This window comes from Rubripirellula reticaptiva (assembly GCF_007860175.1).
Lineage (GTDB): Bacteria > Planctomycetota > Planctomycetia > Pirellulales > Pirellulaceae > Rubripirellula > Rubripirellula reticaptiva.
Map to the genome: position 1 here is coordinate 463265 of NZ_SJPX01000001.1, position 18951 is coordinate 482215.

Sequence of the window (18951 nt, forward strand, 5' to 3'; positions counted from 1 at the left end):
ATCGAAACTCTTGAGGACGTTACGAACTAGCGCTGCGGTAACTCAGCAGCGCCCGCCGGAATACCCATCGGCTAACAACGAGGCTCAAGACCGTTGCGACCAAGGCCCAGGCCAGCAACATCCATTCTTCGTTTGTTCTAGGACTGATCGGCTTTGCGATCAAACGCGCTGGTACGTTGACGACCAACAACACGGGAATCACAAACGTGAAGAACCCATACATCGGCGTCCCCCATCCACGGTTGTACATTTCCATCGGATAGCGACTGAAGTTGGTGATGTAGAACCAAAAATTGTAGAGCGTCTGGTTTCGTCCTAACCAAATACTCGTTGCACTTAAACAGATCATCAAGCTGTACATCATCGCGACACCGCAACCTAAAAAAATGACGTACAACACCAACGACAATACTGTCGGAACCATCGGATCAATCTCTCGGGTCGCCAACTGGTAAAGCGAAACGCCTGCGATCAACAGGCCCGCAAAGAAGTTCGAAAGTGCACTCCAGTCGATTCGCCGAAACGAGATCAAAAACTGCGTATCGATCGGTTTCAAAAGTGCAAAGTCCAAACCGCCCGTACGAATCAGCTCGCTGAATTCTTCGGCATTGGGCATGAAGAATGCCTGGACCAGACTGTTGATGAACCAAGTCGTGGCAATGAACAAAAAGAACTTTGGTTCATCCCAACCGCTGTCTTGGCCAATCGTTTTGGTGTGCTGAAACAGGATCAAATAGAACCCGACGTTCATCGCTGTCCATCCGATACTGCTGACGCACTGCAGTACAAAGTTAGTCCGAAACGTCATGTCGCGAACCATGCTGTTGCGAGCGAACGTTAAAAAGACTTTCCGATAGCTGGGGTTTACGTTGCTCAACCGATCAGCCTCCGTATCCGCTGTAACGTCGGATGCCACGCACATAGGCAACCCGACAAATGATGATGAAGAACGCCAACCAAGCCGCCTCGATGGCCAATTCCATCGGCAACTCGTCTTCGGGAATTTTCCCCAAGAAAACAGCCGCCGGAAAATACGCCAAGTACTTGAATGGCAAAAAATTGACGAATGACTCAATCCCGGGCGGCAACATCGAGAGCGGAAACATGTGCCCCGACAAAAAGAAGCTGAACAACATGTAGACAAACAACAGCGACGAGACTTCCAAGAACCAGAAACCAATCATCCCGATCGCGGCTTCCAGGAAGAAGCCAATCAGGAATCCCATCACCAGCGAACCAGCAAACGCGACAACGATCGCCGGCGAAGGCCATCCGGCCACGAAGTAACTGCGGCATAGATAAAACACCAACGCAAACGGCAACGTGGCAACGGCATAGTACGCCAACTTGTGGGCGATCCGTGTCAGCAACAAGAATCCGATCAGATCGATCGGCTGGATCAGATACCGTTTGATCTCGCCTTCGCGGATCTCTTTGGCGATTCCCGACGCGAGTCCTGGCATGCTTGAAAAAGCACGGCTGATCATCGTCAACAAGTAGTACGCCACGATCTCGCGAAATCCGAAACCGCCAATCGATGCCGCGTCTTCACCTTCGGCTTCACCGATTGAATCAAAGACGGCGTACCACAAAAAGATCTGAGTAATGATTGGCAGAAACCGCATCAACGTGCCGAGCGCAAAGTCACCGCGATAGACCAGACGCTCACCTAGCGCTGTTGAGAGTATCGTTCGCCAAAGCGAAAGACGCTGCTGCACCCCAAATCGCTGCGGAACAGATGCAATGGCAGAAAACAGCATGGCAAGAAGAATGAAGGTTAGAAAGGTGCGCTACAATGTTGTCAACGATACGCTGTTGATACTCGTTTGCCGACCTTTATGCGATCCCCAACCAGGCCTCCTTCGCACACAGAGTGGCTCCACCCAAGCAACAAATCACGTCTGCATCAGATAAACTGAGGGTTCGACGCGTGACGAACAAACGCCGCCAAGCAAGGTCTCACGCGACCGTTTCCCATCTGTGTCGTCCTGAATCGCGGCGCATTCCCCGCCCTACCCTCCGAAGAAACTCACCATGAAATTCAATTTGGCTTCTATCCGCATTCTGTTTTTTTGTCTGTGCATGGCGTCCGTTGGAACAGCCGCCGAACCAGTGACGCTGCGGCTTTGGGCGAACGGTGCTCCCGATGTCACCGCCGACCAGGATGGCGATACGCCTGACTTGATCATCACCAAAGTCGAATCCGACGTGCCGACGGCGGGCGTGATCATTTTACCGGGCGGCGGCTATGGCGGTCATGCGATGGACCACGAGGGGCATCAGTTCGCCGCTTGGTTCGAATCGCTTGGCGTGTCATCGGCAATTTGCACCTACCGGCTTCGCGGCAAAGGAAACGACGGCAAGGGATACGGTCACCCAGCGCCGATGCTGGACGCCCAGCGGGCCATTCAAACCATGCGAACCAACGCACAGCAGTGGAACATCGACCCGAACCGTATCGGAGTGATTGGATTCTCGGCCGGCGGGCATTTGTGCTCGACAGTATCCACGCAATTCCATGACGCGAATGCCGATGCGAACGATCCCATTGACCGAGTGTCCTCGCGTCCCGACTTTTCCATTTTGTGCTATCCGGTGATCACGATGGATCCGTCATTCACCCACGGCGGAAGCCGCCGAAACTTGCTAGGCAAAAATCCTGACTCCGATCTGGCCAAGTCATTGTCCAACGAGACTCGCGTGACCTCGCAAACGCCACCGACGTTCCTGTTTCACACGGTCGAAGACAAAGCCGTTCCGGTCCAGAATAGTCTGCGATACTTTGACGCCCTGATCGAGCATGGCGTAGCATCGGAGCTACACGTCTTTCCGCACGGCCACCACGGATTGGGGCTAGCCGCCAACACACCAGGCGCGTCCCAGTGGCCAACACTTTGTGAAAATTGGCTTCGAGAATTGGGTGTAGTTACCGTCAAGTAGTCCGGCGGCCGCATCGCGACGAGACGCTATGCGGTTGTCGAAAACAAACGGCCTCGCGAACGAGGCGTTTCAGCCGCAGGCGTTTGGAACGACTGCGGCTCGCTGGTAAAACCTGGTGTGGCAGGTTCTTTTTCGATCGACTGCAAGGTGCTGGCAAAGTTGCGTTTGGAATCGCCCAAACACGCAGCCGTCAATCGGCGAACTTCCTCGGGATCGGTAATTTCCGATAGCTGACGGACTTCGGTGGCCGTTTGCGACAGCACCAAAATTCGGCTGCCACATCGAATCATGGTCAAGCGAGTCCGCGCGTCGATCGGCGAACTTCCAAGATGTTCGACAACGTCACGAGGAATCGCGCCCGGCGCGATCGAACGCGACCCGAACTTCCGAGTCAACCAAACCATTGCGGCGAACAACCCCAGCACAACGGCCAGACTCGACGTCACGGTCACCGCAGGAATGGCAAAATGATTCTTGGGCTCGTCAGCCGATTCGCCCTCCGCTTTGGTCAATTCCGATTGCGGATGGAACGCGGGAAACTTGGTGGGCTTTCCATCGAGCATTCGCGTTGGCGGATCAGCTGAAATTGGCCCTCTGGTCGAGCCAGAGTTTGAAACAGTCATCGCGCTGCCACGAGCGTAGACCGATGCGGTCCCCATTTCCTGGGCACTGACTGTCCGATGGCTGATCCCGATCGAAATCGCGACCAGCAGAAACAGCAACGGAAATCGAGAGGAATTAGACATCATGGACACGACTGGGTAGAGGCACAACGTCGGTCAAGAACGCGAGATTTCGGATCAGGCGCCGACCAGTTCAGTGACTCGTATACAGAAATTGTCGTTCATCACCAAGACTTCTCCGCGAGCGATCAATCGGCCGTTGACAAAGATGTCGACCGGATCACCCGCTAATTTGTCCAACGCAACCACACTGCCGCTACGAAGCTGAAGAACTTCTTCCAGACGCATTTGCGTGCGGCCAAGCTCAATGCGCAGATCCATCTCGACTTCGCCGAGCAATTCGATTGGCGCACGTTCAGCCGGTGAAGAATCGGCAGCGAGATCATTGAAACTGAACGGTGACGGCTTGGCTTCGGTCGAAACATTTCCGCCGACCGCTTCATCGAGCGACTCGGAAGCTTGATTGAGCAGTTTTTCGATATCGTCGGTGTTGAGATGTTTCTTATCGTCGGCATCAATGGGTTTGGGCGCATCGGCGACGTCGGCTTTTGCTTCGCTAGCGGTGGGTTCACCAGCTTGGAGTGCGCCGTCTTTAGGCTCGTCGGTCGGATCAGCCATGTTCATACCCTTCCTTGGACGATTGATTCATCGAAAGTGAGGCTGCAGTTTCACGCGTGAAACGGCAGCAATCGACTTCCGTTACTGTTCGATCAGTTGATAGGACTTAAACCCGACGCCTAGCAACAGGTCTTCTTCGAGTAAGTGGTTACATTTCGTCAAAATCCCACGTTCGAGCAAGCCCAAATTGTTTTCGCCCAGTTCTTCCATCGAGCTGTTTCGAATTTTCATACGAATGACGTTGCGAAGCCGGCCCTCTTTGGTTCCGAACTCTTCTTTCATCGTATCTTCGTTCTTTTTGCGGATCAGTCCGTACAAATCCAGTTCGACCCGGTAGGTTCGTTCCGTATCGTGCGGGCTGAAGATTTCGCCGTACATTCCCAATTGAAATTCAACGACTTTATTCTCGTCGGACGCTTGTTCTTCCGCTTCGACCTCACCTTCTTGGACCGATTTGATCAGCTTTGCTTCGGCCAGAGCGCTAACATCTTCGGCGCTTGGAACGAAGAAAAAGAACATTGCGGTTTCTAACAAGATCACGACCGCGACGAACGCAATGATCAGCGTTCGGCCACCGCCACCGCTCGCCGGTGCACCAGCTTCCGATTCGGTTGCTTCTTCGGTTACGTTTGCTTCATCTGCCATTACTGTTTCTCCTGGCTTGAATCGCCAACTTTGATGGTCGCGGCGTTACGCTCATCTGCGGTCCCGGCCAAGTCGTCCACGGTCTCATCGAGCATGAAGACTTCGACCCGAGCATTTTTGGAAATCGACTTACCTTGTCCACCGCGACTCATCGGTTCGCTATCGGCGGCGGAAGAAATTCGAAATCGGTGCGGGTTGATTCCCGCCTGATTGATCAAGTAACGCTGCACAACTGAAGCTCGTCGGATGCCCAGCATCACCGCCTCGTCCGATCCCTCGGTACGTGCGGCGAACTCAGCCGAAACGTGACCGCGAACTTCAATTTTTTGTGGTTTGCCGCGCAACTGCGAGGCGAGGTCTACGAGTACCGCTTCGGCAGATCGGGAGATCGTGTCCGAACCGATTTCGAAAAACACAACCGATCCCACGGCGGTGACTTGCCCTGGACGGATAATGCGAACGAGTGGTTCTTCGCCTGTGGGTGCCTTTTCAGGAACACCACCGTTGGCGGTGTCCTTTTTCTTGGCTCGACCGGTCGTTGCCAGCGGCTTGAATGCGGTACTGCGTGGCCGTGCATCGCCAGGCGCTAGAGCGTCAAGCGTTTTCGCATAGCCGAATTGTTGCTGCATTGAATCGACAAGCGCCTGGTACGTTTCCTCTTCCTTGATCTCGCTAAGCGACACCAACATGATGAAGAACGTCAACAACAGACTCATCATGTCGCCGAACGTCACAACCCATTCCGGGATGCCGATGACATCTTCTTCTTGGTCCATGATTTACTCGGCTTCGCGTTGTTTAGGAGGCAGGAATGTGCGCAGTTTTTGGTCGATCGCTCGTGGACTTTCGCCCGACTGGATCGCCATGACTCCACGAATCGCGATTTCAAGACTGATGACTTCGTTGCGGCTGATCAGTCCTAGCTTTTCGGCAAATGGACAACAAACCACGTTGGCGACGATAGCGCCGTAGAGCGTCGTGATCAACGCGACCGCCATACCAGCACCGATCCCCGAGGGGTCCGACATGTCTTGAAGCATCATGATCAGCCCCATCAGAGTCCCGATCATCCCGTAGGCAGGTGCAAACCGGCCAAGTTGGTCCATGATGCCTTTACCTTCGCGGTGGCGACACTGGATTGCCTCGACTTCGGTCCGCAGCACCTCTTCGACAATCTCAGGCGTGCTGCCGTCGACAGCCATTTGGATGCCGGTTTTTACCAAAGGATTTGAAATATCAGCAACCTTGGACTCCAGTGCCAACAATCCGTCGCGACGAGCCGTTTCGGCAAGTTCGACGATCTGCTTGATCAGGGCCAACCGGTCTTCGCCTTTGTTGAGCAAGACCTTCAACATGATCATCGGCGACTTCAACATGCTGCCCAGCGGGAATGCGATCAGCGCGGCTGCGACTGCACCACCACACACCACCAAGAACGATGGAATGTCAATGAACGCAGAAAATGGTGCGTTACCCATTGCAATCGATCCGACGATCAATCCGACGGCAAGCAGCACGCCGACGAGGCTAGCGATATCCATGGTTCGTTATCTATCTGTTCGCGAAATACGTCTTAGAGGGATGATGTTTCAACGCTGTGATGCATATTTGGCATCGGCATGAAGTGTTTTTTCTGCTGATAGTCGACGGCTCGTTCAATCACGTCGTCCATCGATTCCTTCACGACAATTCGATCGCCCGATGTCAACGTAATGAACGTGTCGGGGCGGCGTTCGACGTATCGAATCAGTTCGGCATTGAGCACGAAAGGTTCGTCATCGAGTCGAGTGAGCTTGATCATCAAAATACCCCGGTGCTTCGACGCAAACGCTTGTTTGCGTGGCAGCCACCGATCACTTGACAACGTGTCAACGAACGGTCCGCCAATGAATGCTAGGACACGTTGCGCGACGGAGACGGATGAGGCGAAAAAGAAACACCATCTTCCCTGTTTGTCCGGACCGGGCGATCCGTTACAGACCGCACAACCAAATCAACCCGTATCAAAGCTGAGATGATCAGCGACGAAAGACTCGATTGCACTGCAGAACCAACACGATTAACCTCGCGATGGCCGGTACAGATCAAGACTCGATCGGCCCGCCAGGCTGGCGTAGATGGCAACGATCTCTTTCAATCCCAGCAAAAATGACTTCTCCGTCATTGGCTCGCCAGCAGACGATGTTCCGATCGCAAAGTAATAGTCCGCTGGAATCCCGAACGCCAATTCGATTTCCGACAAATCGTCTGTCGCAACGATGACTGCTTCGACATCGACGGTTTGCGTTTCGCCATACGGGGTCGCGTAGGTGATTCGAAAATCGGGGGGGATGTCACTGGTGTCTTCATCCGGTTCGTCAGCCTGAACATCCACCGTTTCGATGCGAGTCACTTTGGCGGGACAACGCAAGCGGTCTCGAAGCAAATCAGTCTGCATCAACGGTTCCAGCGCACCGCCGATCCATTCCTTGTATGTCATCGGCAGTGTCGAGATTGTGTCGGACTGCTGAGCAGCGAGCGCTGAAACCGCCAAGGGTGACAACGATCGATCGGGCAGCATCGGCAGCGGATCTTCGTCGTGCCCGCGATGCGAATTCGCGATCGAGGTGGCTTCGATGATCGTGACGTCATACCCCATGAAACGACCATACAACGCAGCTTCGATCCCCAGCGGTCCTGCGCCGATGACCGCAATCGAACCCGGCGGATCTAATGTCGCAGCATCGTCATCAAGTTCTTCATCAGGCATCGGTTCAGCGTCGTTCGTCATAAAAATGGACAGCAAAGAGTAAAAGTGTCGTAGAAGAATATCGTTTTAATTCGGTTGCGTCTGCTGTTTGCCGACGCGAAAGGCATCCAAGTTGATCGCGGGTTCTTTACCCGTGATTAAGTCGGCAATCACCACCGCAGTACCGGGCGACAAGTGGATGCCGCTGCGAAAGTGACCGGCCGCGACGTACACGTTTGTGGTATCGGGAACTCGTCCGATCATTGGGAAACCGTCAAAGGTCAGCGGCCGCAATCCGGACCACTGAGCGAGACGATCAGCTGACTTCAATTCAGGAATCAACGAAACGGCAAAATCCGACAACGAATCTAGCATCGCTTCGTCAGTCCCCAACTGGAACCCGACCTCTTCTTCGCAAGATCCAACCAAAGTCGCCCCGTCGTCGCGGCACATCACATACCGATGCCCGACGTTCACAACGCTTCGCACCAATGGCTTGTCCGTTTTCAGCAACAGGACTTGTCCGCGAATCGGCACGATCGACTGCTGCAGTTGCAAGGCGTCAGCAATTTGCCCAGTCCATGTTCCTCCGCACATCACAACCGCATCCGCTTCGAACCAATGATCGCCGCTGCGTACCGCGGGCGGTGACGCCAGCACCGCATTTACCGGTGACATTCGAATCTTGTCGACAGGTGCATCTTCAATCACAGAGACTCCGGCGCTACGGCACGCCACCGCAAGAGCCTGCAAGAAACGCGGTGTTCGAATTTGGTACTCGTCTGGCACCCACCATGCCGACGCCATCTGTTTTCCAGTGGCATCAACACGGCCAACCCAATCTCTGATCGCCGGCTCGCGCCGCGCAACCTCATTAACATCCACCGATTCGCACACGATCCCCAGTTCGTCCCAGTAACCTGTCATCCCGACCATCGCAGCACGCTCGCCAGGCGTATCGGCCAAATACCATCCGCCGCAACGGTGAAAACCGATGTCGATCGACGAGATATTGTTTAGCTTTGCGATCCAATCTGGAAACAATCGATGCGACAGCCCGCGTAGTTGATCGATAGGGTCGGTCGCCGAATCAAAATTTGCCGGCGGCAAGATCCCAGCTGCGGCCCATGATGTACCACGACCGAGCTTGTCGCGATCGATGACCGTGACTCGCAAGCCACGGTTTGCCAATTCCCACGCGATACTCAATCCGACCGCGCCGCCGCCGACGATTAGAATGTGCTGAGTCATCGCTTGTTTCCGAGTCTGTCGAGCGGGATTTGAGGATACGATTCGCCGCGAAGGATGCGTTCGACTTGGTCGCCTAGACCGCTGGTCGCGAACTCGCCGATAGAAGCCTTGCTGACTGAGCCACTTCCAATGCCGGACGGCGTCTGGTCACCTGCCAACGACTGACGCAGCCGATTGAGCTCAACGATGGTGTCGATGTCCTCGCGTTGGTCCACCAGCGCCAGTTTCAAACCGGCCCTGGCGACTCGATCGACCGTGATCGACAACACGTCAGCGGTGCTCCAAGGCATGTCGCAAAAGATTTTACCCAGTTGATTTGAGGCGGCGTGATGCCTGCGCATCCCGATTAAATAGTATCCGCCATCGGCCGCCGGTCCCAACACCACGTCATGATCCAACATCGCCAGTGCAGCTTGTTCGACGTCGGCCTGCGTCAATGTGGGACAGTCCGCGCCGATCAAAATCACGCTGCCGGCCTTCGATTCCTTAGCTTCCTTGTCCTGGGCACCCAATGAACGCTCGCCCATGTCGCGAAACCAGTGATTCATCCGGTCTCCCAAATCACCGTGACATTGAACTGAATAAGACCAATCGTCTTGAATTCCCCACGACGCCAACTCGTCTAGCAGCAACCTTTCAGCGTTCGGGGGTGAGAAAACCAGCGACCGCGAATCACCGGCATGACGAAGCGAGAGACAAAGCTGTTGAACGAACAAACGATGTATGCGTGCTGCTTGATCTTCGCCAATTGATGCCGCCAAGCGTGTCTTGACGTCACCGGGACGCCAATACTTCATCATCACTCCCAGATGAAAACGAGCTTCGTTCGATTCGGATTGTACGGCTTGCAACGAGAGGTCATGCAAAGGAACGCCAGCTAGCCACAGAGAAAACAAAGGATCGGGAAATACGTCGCAAGATTCGGCGTAGACGATTAAACTAGAGGCTCAAGCAAAATGAATTGGTGGGTTCCAAGGGCGGAATTTTCCTTATTCGCTTAACTCGTCCCTTTAAACTTGTTATCTTCTCACAACTCCAACCTACTCTCCATGGGGTCACGGCCGGCAGCCCATGACACAGCAACAGCTAACCTCGCAACGATTCCTCGAGATCGTCGCCAAGAGCGGCCTCGTTGACGCGAAAGCTACGGACCGGTTGGTCGCGAAGGTCAAGGAAAAGCTAGACGGAGCGCTGCCGTCTAACCCCAAAAAGTTGGCGGGGCTGTTCAAAAAAGAAGGTCTGTTGACGAGCTGGCACATCGAAAAGTTGCTGGCCGGCAAATACAAGGGATTCTTCCTGGGCAAGTACAAATTGCTCGGGCACATCGGCACTGGCGGAATGAGCAGTGTTTATCTGGCCGAACACGTCCGCATGGGCGATAAGCGGGCAATCAAAGTGTTGCCCAAGAGTCGCGTTCGTGACGCGACTTATCTGGCCAGATTTCAGTTAGAAGCCAAAGCGATCGCGTCTCTCAATCACCCAAACATTGTGATGGCGTATGACATCGACAACGAGGGCGACGTTCACTACATCGTGATGGAGTATGTCGACGGGCTGGACCTGCAACAGTTGGTCAAGCGAGACGGCGCCATGGACTTTTCGACAGCCGCCAGCGTGCTTGGGCAAGCAGCACGCGGGCTCGAACACGCTCATCAGAATGGCGTCATCCATCGAGACGTCAAACCGGCAAACCTGTTGATCGATCCCCATGGCATCGTGCGGCTGTTGGACATGGGACTGGCCCTGGTTGCCGCCAGCGACGACGAATCGTTAACGGTCGCTAACAACGAAAACGTGTTAGGCACAGCCGACTATCTAGCGCCCGAACAGGCTCTCAACAGCCACAAAGTCGATCACCGCGCCGACATCTATGGACTCGGCTGTACACTATACTTCTTACTGACTGGCAAGGCACCGTTTAGCGACGGAACTCTTGCCCAACGTATCGCTAAACATCAAACCGAAATGCCAACTTCGATCCGCCAACTGAGGCCCGATTGCCCCGGCGAACTCGAAGGTATCTGCGTCAAGATGATCCAAAAGGATCCAAAGTACCGATACCAGACCGCCGCAGATGTTGCCGAAGTCTTAGAAAAGTTTGCAGTCGCCGTTCCCAAGGGAACGGCAGTTATCGCTGGACTCGGTTCGCGTCCCGGATTTGACGATACCGGTTCATCATCAATCTCGCTGGACGATCTTAATCGTTCATCTATCGGGCATGGTGACACGATCAGCAACAAGAACGACGACACATTGACCAGCGCTCGCAGCAAACTGATCCGCGAAGGGATTAGTTCCGGTGACAGCGGTCGCTTGGTCGATGTCAAACAGCGACACGACATTGTCGACGGTAGTTTTCTGGATCTGCAACTAGAATCTGGCTATCGCCCGAATTCCGAAGTGGGATCAAGAGGGAACCACGATGGTTCATCCGGTGGACGATCGTCTGGCTCTTCGTTGAGTGGAATTTCAGGGGCCTCGGATGTCCACGACCAGCGACATCAATTCTCGAACTCTCGCCCGCCAAGCGACCGACAGCGCGGTGGAAAAGACAGTCATGGCAAGGACAAGAAAGGCATCGACCCCATGTTGATCGGCGCTCTGGTGACTGCGCTGTTCATCGTCGCCTTATCGATCGGCTTCTTCTTGGCTCGCGTGACGAGCTAGCCGCCCATGACCGTGGTCCTTGACCGACCCTACCAGTTCATTCCGCCTCACCGCGGCAACTGGTGGCCATCCTTTATCCAGACATTTCGACTGGTCGACTTCTATTTAAAAAAGAAGGAGGGCGTTGTCGATTACGAGTGTCGTGGACTCCATCACTGGGAAGCCTCGCTGAAACGTGGCGACGGTATCCTTTTAGCGCCCAACCATTGCCGTACTGCCGATCCGTTGGCACTAGGTTGGCCAGCACGCGAATTAAAGCATCACGTGCACGCAGTTGCATCATGGCACTTGTTCAACACCGGACGTTTCGATTCCTTCGCCATCCAGAAAATGGGCGGCTTTAGTCTCAATCGCGAGGGGACCGATCGCGCGTCCCTTGAAATCGCAATTAGCATCCTTGTTGATGCGAATCGACCTCTGATCTTGTTTCCCGAAGGCACGACCAACCGCACCAACGATGTTCTTAAACCGCTACTCGACGGCGTCGCCTTCATTGCCAGAACCGCCGCCCGACGCCGCGCCAAAGACTCGGGTGGACAAGTCGTGATGCACCCGATTGCCCTAAAGTACTTGTGCGTTGGCGACACGCGTGACTGGTGCGATCAACAACTTTCCGAGTTAGAAAATCGCTTAGGCTGGGCACGCAGCACGACCTTCTCAATCCTGCAGCGGACAACTCGTTTGGCCGAAGCATTGTTGTCGCTCAAAGAGATCCAGCACATCGGCACTGTTCAACCAGGTAGCCTGCCAAGCCGACGCGATCACTTGATCGAAAGAGTGCTCGACGTAAGTGAAATTCGGTTAGGAGTCTCGCGCGATGCCGATGGAATTCGCGGCCGGGTTAGAGCGATTCGCACCGAAATCGTCGCCCAGCATTTCGCAGCTATTAAAAACGGCAAAGAACCGCTTGCTAGCCGAGATCGACTTGCCCGTGACGTAGATGCATCCGACTTAGCCCAGGATTTGATGTCATACCCCAACTGCTACATGCAACCTGACCAAGCGACCGACACGCGTATCGTCGAAACGATTCAACGGATGCAAGAAAGTTTCCTCGGCCGCTCGGATATTGGCGTTCCATTAAAAGTAGTGATTCAGTGCGATGAGCCAATTCTGATTCCTGCTGAGAAAGCACCTCGAGGAGAAAGAGACCCACTGATGAACCGGCTCCAAGAAAGACTGACCATCATGCTGGAAAGTCTTTCAGCCGAAGCTCGAAATGCGGCCGACGCAGGCCTTTCCTAACCACGATTGGTCTCCATTGGACGCCTTGCAACATAGTTTCATCACGGAAGCTCACCAACCGACCGTTTCCCGATTTCATATTGTCATCAACCAGCAAGACCAACATGATCATTGGCGTCCCGCGTGAAGTGAAAATCGACGAGTACCGTGTCGCGATGCTGCCTGTCGCGGTCGAAATGCTTACTCAAAAAGGTCACAAAGTCTTAATCGAATCGGGTGCCGGTTTAGGCAGCGGACTTGCCGACCATGACTACCTTTGCGCAGGCGCTGAAATGGTTGCCACGGGTGCCGACGTTTTCGCCCAAGCAGATTTAATTGTCAAAGTCAAAGAACCGCAGGCTGCTGAATACGAGCACATTCGGCCCGGCCAAATGCTATTCACCTATTTTCATTTTGCCGCAAACCGAACGCTGACCGATGCGATGGTCAGCAGCGGCTCAACCTGCTTGGCATACGAGACATTGCGTGATGAAAAAGGTCGGCTGCCGCTGCTAACACCGATGAGCGAAGTGGCGGGGCGAATGAGCATCCAAGAGGGTGCCAAGTACCTTGAAAAGCCACAAATGGGACGCGGCATCTTGTTGGGCGGCGTCCCCGGCGTCGCACCCGCGCACATCACCATCCTCGGTGGCGGGATAGTCGGTGCGAACGCTGCAAGAATCGCAGCGGGATTTCAAGCTGACGTAGCAATCCTGGACGTCGATCTCGATCGACTTCGCTACCTCGACGACGTGATGCCGGCCAACGTCAACACTCTGTACAGCGACCGCCACAACATTCTTGAACAGATCGAACGAGCCGACTTGGTGATCGGAGCAGTGTTAATTCCCGGTGCCAAGGCGCCGCAATTGGTTCGCGCCGAAGATTTGAAACGAATGAAACCTGGCAGCGTCATCATCGATGTTGCCGTCGATCAAGGTGGCTGTATCGAAACCAGTCACCCGACCACGCACAGCGAACCGACCTACGTGATCGATGAAGTGGTCCACTACTGTGTCGCCAACATGCCGGGTGCCGTCGGTCGCACCAGCACCTTTGCACTCTGCAATGCAACGTTGCCATGGGTGCTACGCTTAGCCGAAATGGGTGCATCCGAAGTCATCAATTCAACCAATCCGTTACGCAGCGCGATCAACATTCACGCCGGCAAGATCGTCCACTCCGGCGTCGCGTCTGCGTTTAATCAAGCGGCGTCACCACTTATCTAATCGCGGGCAAGGGACGTAAGTTGTCGCTCGCCAACGACCTACACCGGCCAGGGTCTGCCAACCCACAGCAACTTGCCCCAACTCGTTTCACACTGCTGCGTCTCAAAGTGCTTTTCAAAACTTTGCATCAAGACATCCGGCATCCCTAGCCACTGGTAATACGTTTCCGCTTCATGCTCGGTCATCGTCGCCAACGCATCACCCTTCGGATAAAGTCGGCGAACGATCGGCTGATTGGTGATCGCATGAGCCAACTGCAGGAATGTGGTCATCCAAGGCTCGACCACATACAGTCGGCCCTCTGGCTTCAATATTCGACGCATCTCAGATAACGACTCATCCAAGTCGGCGGGCAAGGTTGGCAAGTGATGCAGACCACCTTGCACGATCGCAATGTCATAAACAGAATCGTCCATCGGCAGCGATCGACAATCCGCTAAATGAAGCTGGGCTGGTCCGTCGTATCGCTCCAACAACGTATCCGACAAGTCAACGCCTTCGACGTTCGTGAACCCCAATCGCTGTAGCGCAACCAAACCGCCGCCGCGACCGCAAAAAAGTTCAATCACGGACGACTTCTTGTCCGCCTTGTCCAATCCAAACCTGCGAAGCCGTTTCAGAAATTTCTCGATTTCTTCCTCCGGCGTTTCAAATCGTTCATACGCAGCTTCCCATTGCGGGTCACAGCACAACTGCCCCGCAGCGACATGACGAACGATGTTCGCCGTTGATTGAGCGTCACTCATGCGCGTGCTCCCTGGTTTTCGCTAGCCGGGTGGCGATTCGCAAAGTTACGACGGTGCATTTTCAACACTCCCGCCATCAATGCCGCCATCGCTGTTTGAAATCCGATCGCGACCAAGGTCACCCCCGGAACGACCAATCGCATCGTCTGCGGATAATCAAGACGTCCGAAATCCACGCGATACCACTGCACGATAACCGCCGCGATCAAGACAACGCCGATTGCCGCAGCCACCAAACCGAACACCAAGCCGCGTTCGACGGTTAGCTTTTCCAATCGATCGTGAGGCGGCATCATGCCTTCGCGTGCGGCAAAAATTCGAGCCAAAGTGGCAAGCAACACACATTGCCAACCCAACAATCCCGCCAGACTTGCCACCAACAGTGTGTGAACGTCCAGCGCCGCACCGCCAATTCGAACTTGCGGAATCGCCAGCGCGTAGCCGATCAGAGCAATCGCAATCAAAACCAAGCCGGGTCTAAAAAAGGTCCATTTCGGGCTGAAGACCAAGAACAATCGCAGCGTCCGCCAACCATCACGAAACGTTCGCAGATGGGGACCATGTATCTTGCGTCCATCCGGATGAAGCGTGATCGGCACCTGTGACATCGTCGCGTGATGCAATCCGCTTTTGATGATCATCTCGGTCGCGAATTCCATTCCCGGCGATCGCAAATCCAATCGATCGTAAAGGTCGCGAGTAAATCCTCGCATACCACAGTACACATCGTTGATCGGAATCCGGAACATCAAACGCACTAACCAAGACAGCGCTGGATTTCCAAACCAGCGGTGCAGAAACGGCATCGCCCCAGGCATCACTCGACCACCCCCGCGAGGCAACCGACAACCTTGCACCAAGTCAAACCCTTCACGCAGCCGTTCGACGAACGCCGGTATTTCAAGAAAGTCATAGCTGTCATCGGCGTCACCCATGATCACGTACTTGCCGTGCGCCGCCTCGATGCCGTGCATCAGCGCCGCGCCATAACCTCGCTCGACAACGTCAACCGTTCTTGCGCCCAAGCCTTCGGCGATTGACTTTGATGCATCCGTACTGCCATTGTCCGCGATCACGACTTCGCCGCGGATCCCAGCTTCGTCCATCGCCCGGATTGCTTTCTCGATGCAAATGCCGAGCGTGTCAGCTTCGTTGAGACATGGCATAACGACCGAAAGTTCTAAGTTGTCGATCAATGCCCTGCCTTCGTATCAACGGTTCGGTGACAATGAAAAATAGTCGCTTTAAGCAATCATCGATTTGATTCGAAACTCAAAATCGCTCAACTGAAGCTCTCGCTTGATATCGACTATTTTATATAGCGGCTTCCCACCGTAAAACGCCGACCATTCCGTGAATGAACTGGGCGGACCAATCAAACAATCACAACCCGCTAGAGTATACATGTCAACTTGAGGCGATTCTTGACTGATCCGAACGTTGACACCACTAAATTCATCGGCGGAAAATTTTGCATCAGAGCAAACGACAAACTCGATCGTTTGGTCCGGATAGAGTCTCGTGACTTGACGCATGATAGCCAAGTAGGCAGACGCAGGGTAAAAGTATTTGCCATCGAGATACGTTCTATAGTCACCATGGCGAATGTGGACCCCTACCACCATCGAAGCCCGTGACCGCGCGGACTCAAGAACCGAATCAACTCGCTGTTGGTCCGACAACGTAGGTTGAAAGAAGTCGCGGACTTTCTCGACATGCTTGACGACTAATTCCGAACAGCGATAGCGGTACCCGCGAACCCATACATTTCTCTGTTGCGCAAGCGTTAAAAAGGGATCCTTGTTGATCTGGCACGATTGCCCCAGGTCAATCGAATGAATCGTCATCGGCCAGTGTTTCAGCCCAACCGTCGTTGACGTTTCCAGCAAGGCGTGCAACGATTGATACAGAACTCCCCTGCTCCACTGCGGTATCGCCAGCCGACGCATACCCTGGCTGGTGGCATCAATCTTATCCGATACTCCTGGTAAATACCGACACCACAAATCGCTGTGCTGCGTGCCACGAAATAGGTGTGCGTACTTATAGAACGATGGGTTCGCGATTGGTATTTGGTGTTCAACCGAAAACGCGATGAAGTGTGAAAACAGCTTCAGTCGGTTTCCCAACCGACCTGTTTTCCGAGCGATGATAATCATGTTCGTTAATCGCAACCATCAAGAATGATGAACCCGGCATCCAAACCGGTGCCTTCAACTGATCGGTCGAGCAGCTCGAGTCCGCTTTGACAACACAATTGCGAGACCGGCGCCGACGACCAGGGCAGCAACGGGCTCCAGCACCATTCGATACCGATACGCTGGAATCTCGAAACTGCCTGTGATGACTGTGAAGTAACCGAAACACATGGCAAGCCACAAACCCTGCAACCGGGTGGGCCTGTGAACCACCATCGATAGTGTGGCTATTGCGATCAGGATCATCAATCCCGTATTCGCCCAAAGCAAATTGCTAGCTCGATAACGCAGAATCCCGTCGACCAACGGGATCGATTTTTGCCACTTGGTCTGGCCAAAAAACTGTCCAGTGTCTCCCTGTGTCGGCAAATCAGTCGCGCGTGTTCGCCAGACGTTGACGTAACGACGCACCGCCTTTGCCGCGAACACTCGCGGCGACTTCTTGATCGCTTCAATCGCGACTGCTTTCATCAACTGATCCGCTTGTGGATCACTAAGTCCCGATCGAGTTAACCCATCCGAAACCAACCAAGTCGCATCGCGTCCCTCAACCACTCCCACTCGATCGAGCCGAGCCTTCAGCGACCGGCCGGAAACCGAATCGGGAATGGCCAGCCCCGCCCCCGACCCGTCTTGAAACGTGACGACCCACAGGTTCCGACCGACAAACTCCGTCAGAAACGGTTTTCCAAACATCACCTGATTTCGCGCTAGCCAAGGCATCACCATCGCAGCGATCACGCCGCCGGCGATCAAGACATGTAGCACTCGGCTACGCATCTTCAACCCGTATGACTTCAACCCCAAAGCCGCCGAAGGGCGACGCATCGATCGGCGACGAAGATGAACCATCCCCAAAAAGATCACGTGAGGAATCCAAAGCAACAAGACGATCGGACGAGTCAACAACATCAGCGCAAACGTTACTCCCACCCAAACAGCTGACGTATTGGTCTCTCGTTCAAAGTAAGATTGAGTTGCCGATAAGTTCAGCATCAGCGCAAACACGAACAGCGACTCGGACAGCAACGTGGCGCTAAAGACAATCGCAGAAACCGCCGGCAATGAAACCAACAGCGTCAGCGGCAATGCCAACGGCAAACGAGTGATCCGCTTCGCCAACCGGGCAGCGATCCACAACGATGCCACCCAAAGCAGCCCTTGGATGACCACGATCCAAAGCAGAGCTTGCGAACCGGCGACCGACCGCACCGTCGCGACGAACCACGGATACACCGGCGTCCGATAAGCGATCGGCTGATCCATCAACAACAGATCCCCGCCCATCACGCTGGTGCTCAGTCGCCAATAGCCGGCCGCATCCATTTCAATAGAAACCGGCCCACGCGCAAGCACCGCTGCCGTCTTCACCGCGATCAGTACCAGCAACAAGACAACAACGAATTTACGCAAATGACGACTCAAACTAGGAGGGCAATTAAAACAACCATCCTAGCGGATCATCTGACCCAATACCGATAGCGGCAATCGTCACGAACGAAATCCCGAAAGACGACTGAAGTCTTTAGTTTGCAAGCTTCGGCAGGTAACTACTTCGCCTTGCCGAGGGTCGATCCAGTCGGCGGACCGTGTCGATGTGGGTTGGATTTTCAACATGCAAGATAAATTCTTCGACGAACAACTGTCGCGCGTACAAGACACGCTCGAATTGACCGATCAAATCGTGGTGCGGCGTGTATTTACCAAAAATCGCCGCCTCGGCTTGCGCTTCCAATTTCGAAACCGCTTGCCATTGGTGAAATAGCCGATTGAAGTGCCGAGGGTTCTTGGCAGCCAACGAAAGCCTCGCCGTTTCGTCGTCCCAGCGATCGACCAGACGTTCGTCAAAACGATCGATACCACGGATCTGAATTACAGTTTTTTCAAATGCCTTCACTTCACCGTGATACTGTGCCGCCAAACGGGCAAGCGGTGTTGAGTCAGCGGCCTGGGAAACGACCGGCATGCACACGACGATGAACAAAAACGCAGTAACGTAACGTGACATATTGGCGAGCCCAA

The 18951-nt window shown here is 54.2% G+C and carries 20 protein-coding genes; 4 read left to right on the forward strand and 16 right to left on the reverse strand.

Going from position 1 to position 18951, the window contains the following annotated elements; all coding sequences use genetic code 11:
• Positions 1 to 19: 19 nt before the first annotated feature.
• Positions 20 to 820: an ABC transporter permease gene (locus Poly59_RS01655; RefSeq protein ID WP_246151426.1), complete on the reverse strand. Its 801-nt coding sequence runs from the start codon at positions 818 to 820 to the stop codon at positions 20 to 22.
• A gap of 61 nt (positions 821 to 881) precedes the next feature.
• On the reverse strand, positions 882 to 1760 hold the full coding sequence (locus Poly59_RS01660) for an ABC transporter permease (protein WP_146532338.1): 879 nt from the start codon (positions 1758 to 1760) through the stop codon (positions 882 to 884).
• Positions 1761 to 2034: 274 nt separating this feature from the next.
• Between Poly59_RS01660 and Poly59_RS01665 the strand changes: the two genes are divergently transcribed.
• The gene (locus tag Poly59_RS01665) at positions 2035 to 2940 is read left to right on the forward strand and encodes an alpha/beta hydrolase (protein WP_246151303.1); all 906 of its coding nucleotides are present in this window, start codon (positions 2035 to 2037) and stop codon (positions 2938 to 2940) included.
• A gap of 26 nt (positions 2941 to 2966) precedes the next feature.
• On the opposite strand, the gene Poly59_RS01670 is transcribed toward Poly59_RS01665, so the two are convergent.
• The 9 genes from Poly59_RS01670 to Poly59_RS01710 form a co-directional block, all read right to left on the reverse strand.
• On the reverse strand, positions 2967 to 3689 hold the full coding sequence (locus Poly59_RS01670; RefSeq protein WP_146532339.1) for a FliO/MopB family protein: 723 nt from the start codon (positions 3687 to 3689) through the stop codon (positions 2967 to 2969).
• A gap of 51 nt (positions 3690 to 3740) precedes the next feature.
• Positions 3741 to 4241, reverse strand: coding sequence for a flagellar motor switch protein FliN (fliN, locus tag Poly59_RS01675; protein WP_146532340.1), 501 nt, complete (start codon positions 4239 to 4241; stop codon positions 3741 to 3743).
• A gap of 81 nt (positions 4242 to 4322) precedes the next feature.
• Positions 4323 to 4886 (reverse strand): dihydrolipoamide acetyltransferase, encoded by a 564-nt coding sequence (locus Poly59_RS01680; protein WP_146532341.1) that lies wholly within the window; start codon positions 4884 to 4886, stop codon positions 4323 to 4325.
• Positions 4886 to 5662 carry an OmpA/MotB family protein gene (locus Poly59_RS01685; RefSeq protein ID WP_146532342.1) on the reverse strand — a complete coding sequence of 259 codons (777 nt, stop codon included), beginning with the start codon at positions 5660 to 5662 and terminating at the stop codon, positions 4886 to 4888. The genes Poly59_RS01680 and Poly59_RS01685 overlap by 1 nt, the downstream gene beginning before the upstream one ends.
• 3 nt (positions 5663 to 5665) lie before the next feature.
• Positions 5666 to 6427, reverse strand: coding sequence for a motility protein A (locus tag Poly59_RS01690; RefSeq protein ID WP_146532343.1), 762 nt, complete (start codon positions 6425 to 6427; stop codon positions 5666 to 5668).
• A 32-nt stretch (positions 6428 to 6459) separates the two neighbouring features.
• The gene (locus Poly59_RS01695) at positions 6460 to 6687 is read right to left on the reverse strand and encodes a flagellar FlbD family protein (RefSeq protein WP_146532344.1); all 228 of its coding nucleotides are present in this window, start codon (positions 6685 to 6687) and stop codon (positions 6460 to 6462) included.
• Between the two features lie 258 nt (positions 6688 to 6945).
• Complete coding sequence (locus tag Poly59_RS01700; protein ID WP_146532345.1) at positions 6946 to 7656, reverse strand: NAD(P)/FAD-dependent oxidoreductase; 711 nt, start codon at positions 7654 to 7656, stop codon at positions 6946 to 6948.
• A 45-nt stretch (positions 7657 to 7701) separates the two neighbouring features.
• Complete coding sequence (locus Poly59_RS01705; RefSeq protein WP_146532346.1) at positions 7702 to 8865, reverse strand: NAD(P)/FAD-dependent oxidoreductase; 1164 nt, start codon at positions 8863 to 8865, stop codon at positions 7702 to 7704.
• The gene (locus Poly59_RS01710) at positions 8862 to 9716 is read right to left on the reverse strand and encodes a TIGR04282 family arsenosugar biosynthesis glycosyltransferase (RefSeq protein WP_186775962.1); all 855 of its coding nucleotides are present in this window, start codon (positions 9714 to 9716) and stop codon (positions 8862 to 8864) included. Before Poly59_RS01710 ends, Poly59_RS01705 begins: the two co-directional genes overlap by 4 nt.
• 220 nt (positions 9717 to 9936) lie before the next feature.
• Between Poly59_RS01710 and Poly59_RS01715 the strand changes: the two genes are divergently transcribed.
• The 3 genes from Poly59_RS01715 to ald all read left to right on the forward strand — a co-directional run bounded on the left by Poly59_RS01715 (position 9937) and on the right by ald (position 13985).
• The gene (locus tag Poly59_RS01715; protein ID WP_146532348.1) at positions 9937 to 11532 is read left to right on the forward strand and encodes a serine/threonine protein kinase; all 1596 of its coding nucleotides are present in this window, start codon (positions 9937 to 9939) and stop codon (positions 11530 to 11532) included.
• A gap of 6 nt (positions 11533 to 11538) precedes the next feature.
• Positions 11539 to 12777: a 1-acyl-sn-glycerol-3-phosphate acyltransferase gene (locus tag Poly59_RS01720; protein ID WP_146532349.1), complete on the forward strand. Its 1239-nt coding sequence runs from the start codon at positions 11539 to 11541 to the stop codon at positions 12775 to 12777.
• A 104-nt stretch (positions 12778 to 12881) separates the two neighbouring features.
• Entirely contained in the window at positions 12882 to 13985 is a 1104-nt protein-coding gene (ald, locus tag Poly59_RS01725; protein WP_146532350.1) for an alanine dehydrogenase, read from the forward strand.
• 38 nt (positions 13986 to 14023) lie between these two features.
• On the opposite strand, the gene Poly59_RS01730 is transcribed toward ald, so the two are convergent.
• From Poly59_RS01730 to Poly59_RS01750, 5 genes are all read right to left on the reverse strand, one after another.
• Positions 14024 to 14731 (reverse strand): class I SAM-dependent methyltransferase, encoded by a 708-nt coding sequence (locus Poly59_RS01730; protein ID WP_146532351.1) that lies wholly within the window; start codon positions 14729 to 14731, stop codon positions 14024 to 14026.
• Positions 14728 to 15897: a glycosyltransferase family 2 protein gene (locus Poly59_RS01735; RefSeq protein ID WP_146532352.1), complete on the reverse strand. Its 1170-nt coding sequence runs from the start codon at positions 15895 to 15897 to the stop codon at positions 14728 to 14730. The genes Poly59_RS01730 and Poly59_RS01735 overlap by 4 nt, the downstream gene beginning before the upstream one ends.
• Before the next feature lie 78 nt (positions 15898 to 15975).
• Positions 15976 to 16890, reverse strand: coding sequence for an alpha-1,2-fucosyltransferase (locus Poly59_RS01740; protein WP_146532353.1), 915 nt, complete (start codon positions 16888 to 16890; stop codon positions 15976 to 15978).
• A 54-nt stretch (positions 16891 to 16944) separates the two neighbouring features.
• Positions 16945 to 18342: a glycosyltransferase family 39 protein gene (locus Poly59_RS01745; RefSeq protein ID WP_146532354.1), complete on the reverse strand. Its 1398-nt coding sequence runs from the start codon at positions 18340 to 18342 to the stop codon at positions 16945 to 16947.
• Between the two features lie 112 nt (positions 18343 to 18454).
• Positions 18455 to 18937, reverse strand: coding sequence for a hypothetical protein (locus Poly59_RS01750; protein ID WP_146532355.1), 483 nt, complete (start codon positions 18935 to 18937; stop codon positions 18455 to 18457).
• Positions 18938 to 18951 lie beyond the last annotated feature (14 nt).

What these genes read in the sequence shown, in the direction of transcription:
- Poly59_RS01655 (WP_246151426.1), bottom strand. Translation starts at nt 820, where the DNA reads ATGGTTCGCGACATGACGTTTCGGACTAACTTTGTACTGCAGTGCGTC.
- Poly59_RS01740 (WP_146532353.1), bottom strand. Translation starts at nt 16,890, where the DNA reads ATGATTATCATCGCTCGGAAAACAGGTCGGTTGGGAAACCGACTGAAG.
- ald (WP_146532350.1), top strand. Translation starts at nt 12,882, where the DNA reads ATGATCATTGGCGTCCCGCGTGAAGTGAAAATCGACGAGTACCGTGTC.
- Poly59_RS01695 (WP_146532344.1), bottom strand. Translation starts at nt 6,687, where the DNA reads ATGATCAAGCTCACTCGACTCGATGACGAACCTTTCGTGCTCAATGCC.
- Poly59_RS01680 (WP_146532341.1), bottom strand. Translation starts at nt 4,886, where the DNA reads ATGGCAGATGAAGCAAACGTAACCGAAGAAGCAACCGAATCGGAAGCT.
- Poly59_RS01750 (WP_146532355.1), bottom strand. Translation starts at nt 18,937, where the DNA reads ATGTCACGTTACGTTACTGCGTTTTTGTTCATCGTCGTGTGCATGCCG.
- Poly59_RS01700 (WP_146532345.1), bottom strand. Translation starts at nt 7,656, where the DNA reads ATGACGAACGACGCTGAACCGATGCCTGATGAAGAACTTGATGACGAT.
- Poly59_RS01735 (WP_146532352.1), bottom strand. Translation starts at nt 15,897, where the DNA reads ATGCCATGTCTCAACGAAGCTGACACGCTCGGCATTTGCATCGAGAAA.
- Poly59_RS01690 (WP_146532343.1), bottom strand. Translation starts at nt 6,427, where the DNA reads ATGGATATCGCTAGCCTCGTCGGCGTGCTGCTTGCCGTCGGATTGATC.
- Poly59_RS01705 (WP_146532346.1), bottom strand. Translation starts at nt 8,865, where the DNA reads ATGACTCAGCACATTCTAATCGTCGGCGGCGGCGCGGTCGGATTGAGT.
- Poly59_RS01730 (WP_146532351.1), bottom strand. Translation starts at nt 14,731, where the DNA reads ATGAGTGACGCTCAATCAACGGCGAACATCGTTCGTCATGTCGCTGCG.
- Poly59_RS01720 (WP_146532349.1), top strand. Translation starts at nt 11,539, where the DNA reads ATGACCGTGGTCCTTGACCGACCCTACCAGTTCATTCCGCCTCACCGC.
- Poly59_RS01660 (WP_146532338.1), bottom strand. Translation starts at nt 1,760, where the DNA reads ATGCTGTTTTCTGCCATTGCATCTGTTCCGCAGCGATTTGGGGTGCAG.
- Poly59_RS01670 (WP_146532339.1), bottom strand. Translation starts at nt 3,689, where the DNA reads ATGATGTCTAATTCCTCTCGATTTCCGTTGCTGTTTCTGCTGGTCGCG.
- Poly59_RS01665 (WP_246151303.1), top strand. Translation starts at nt 2,035, where the DNA reads ATGAAATTCAATTTGGCTTCTATCCGCATTCTGTTTTTTTGTCTGTGC.
- fliN (WP_146532340.1), bottom strand. Translation starts at nt 4,241, where the DNA reads ATGGCTGATCCGACCGACGAGCCTAAAGACGGCGCACTCCAAGCTGGT.
- Poly59_RS01685 (WP_146532342.1), bottom strand. Translation starts at nt 5,662, where the DNA reads ATGGACCAAGAAGAAGATGTCATCGGCATCCCGGAATGGGTTGTGACG.
- Poly59_RS01715 (WP_146532348.1), top strand. Translation starts at nt 9,937, where the DNA reads ATGACACAGCAACAGCTAACCTCGCAACGATTCCTCGAGATCGTCGCC.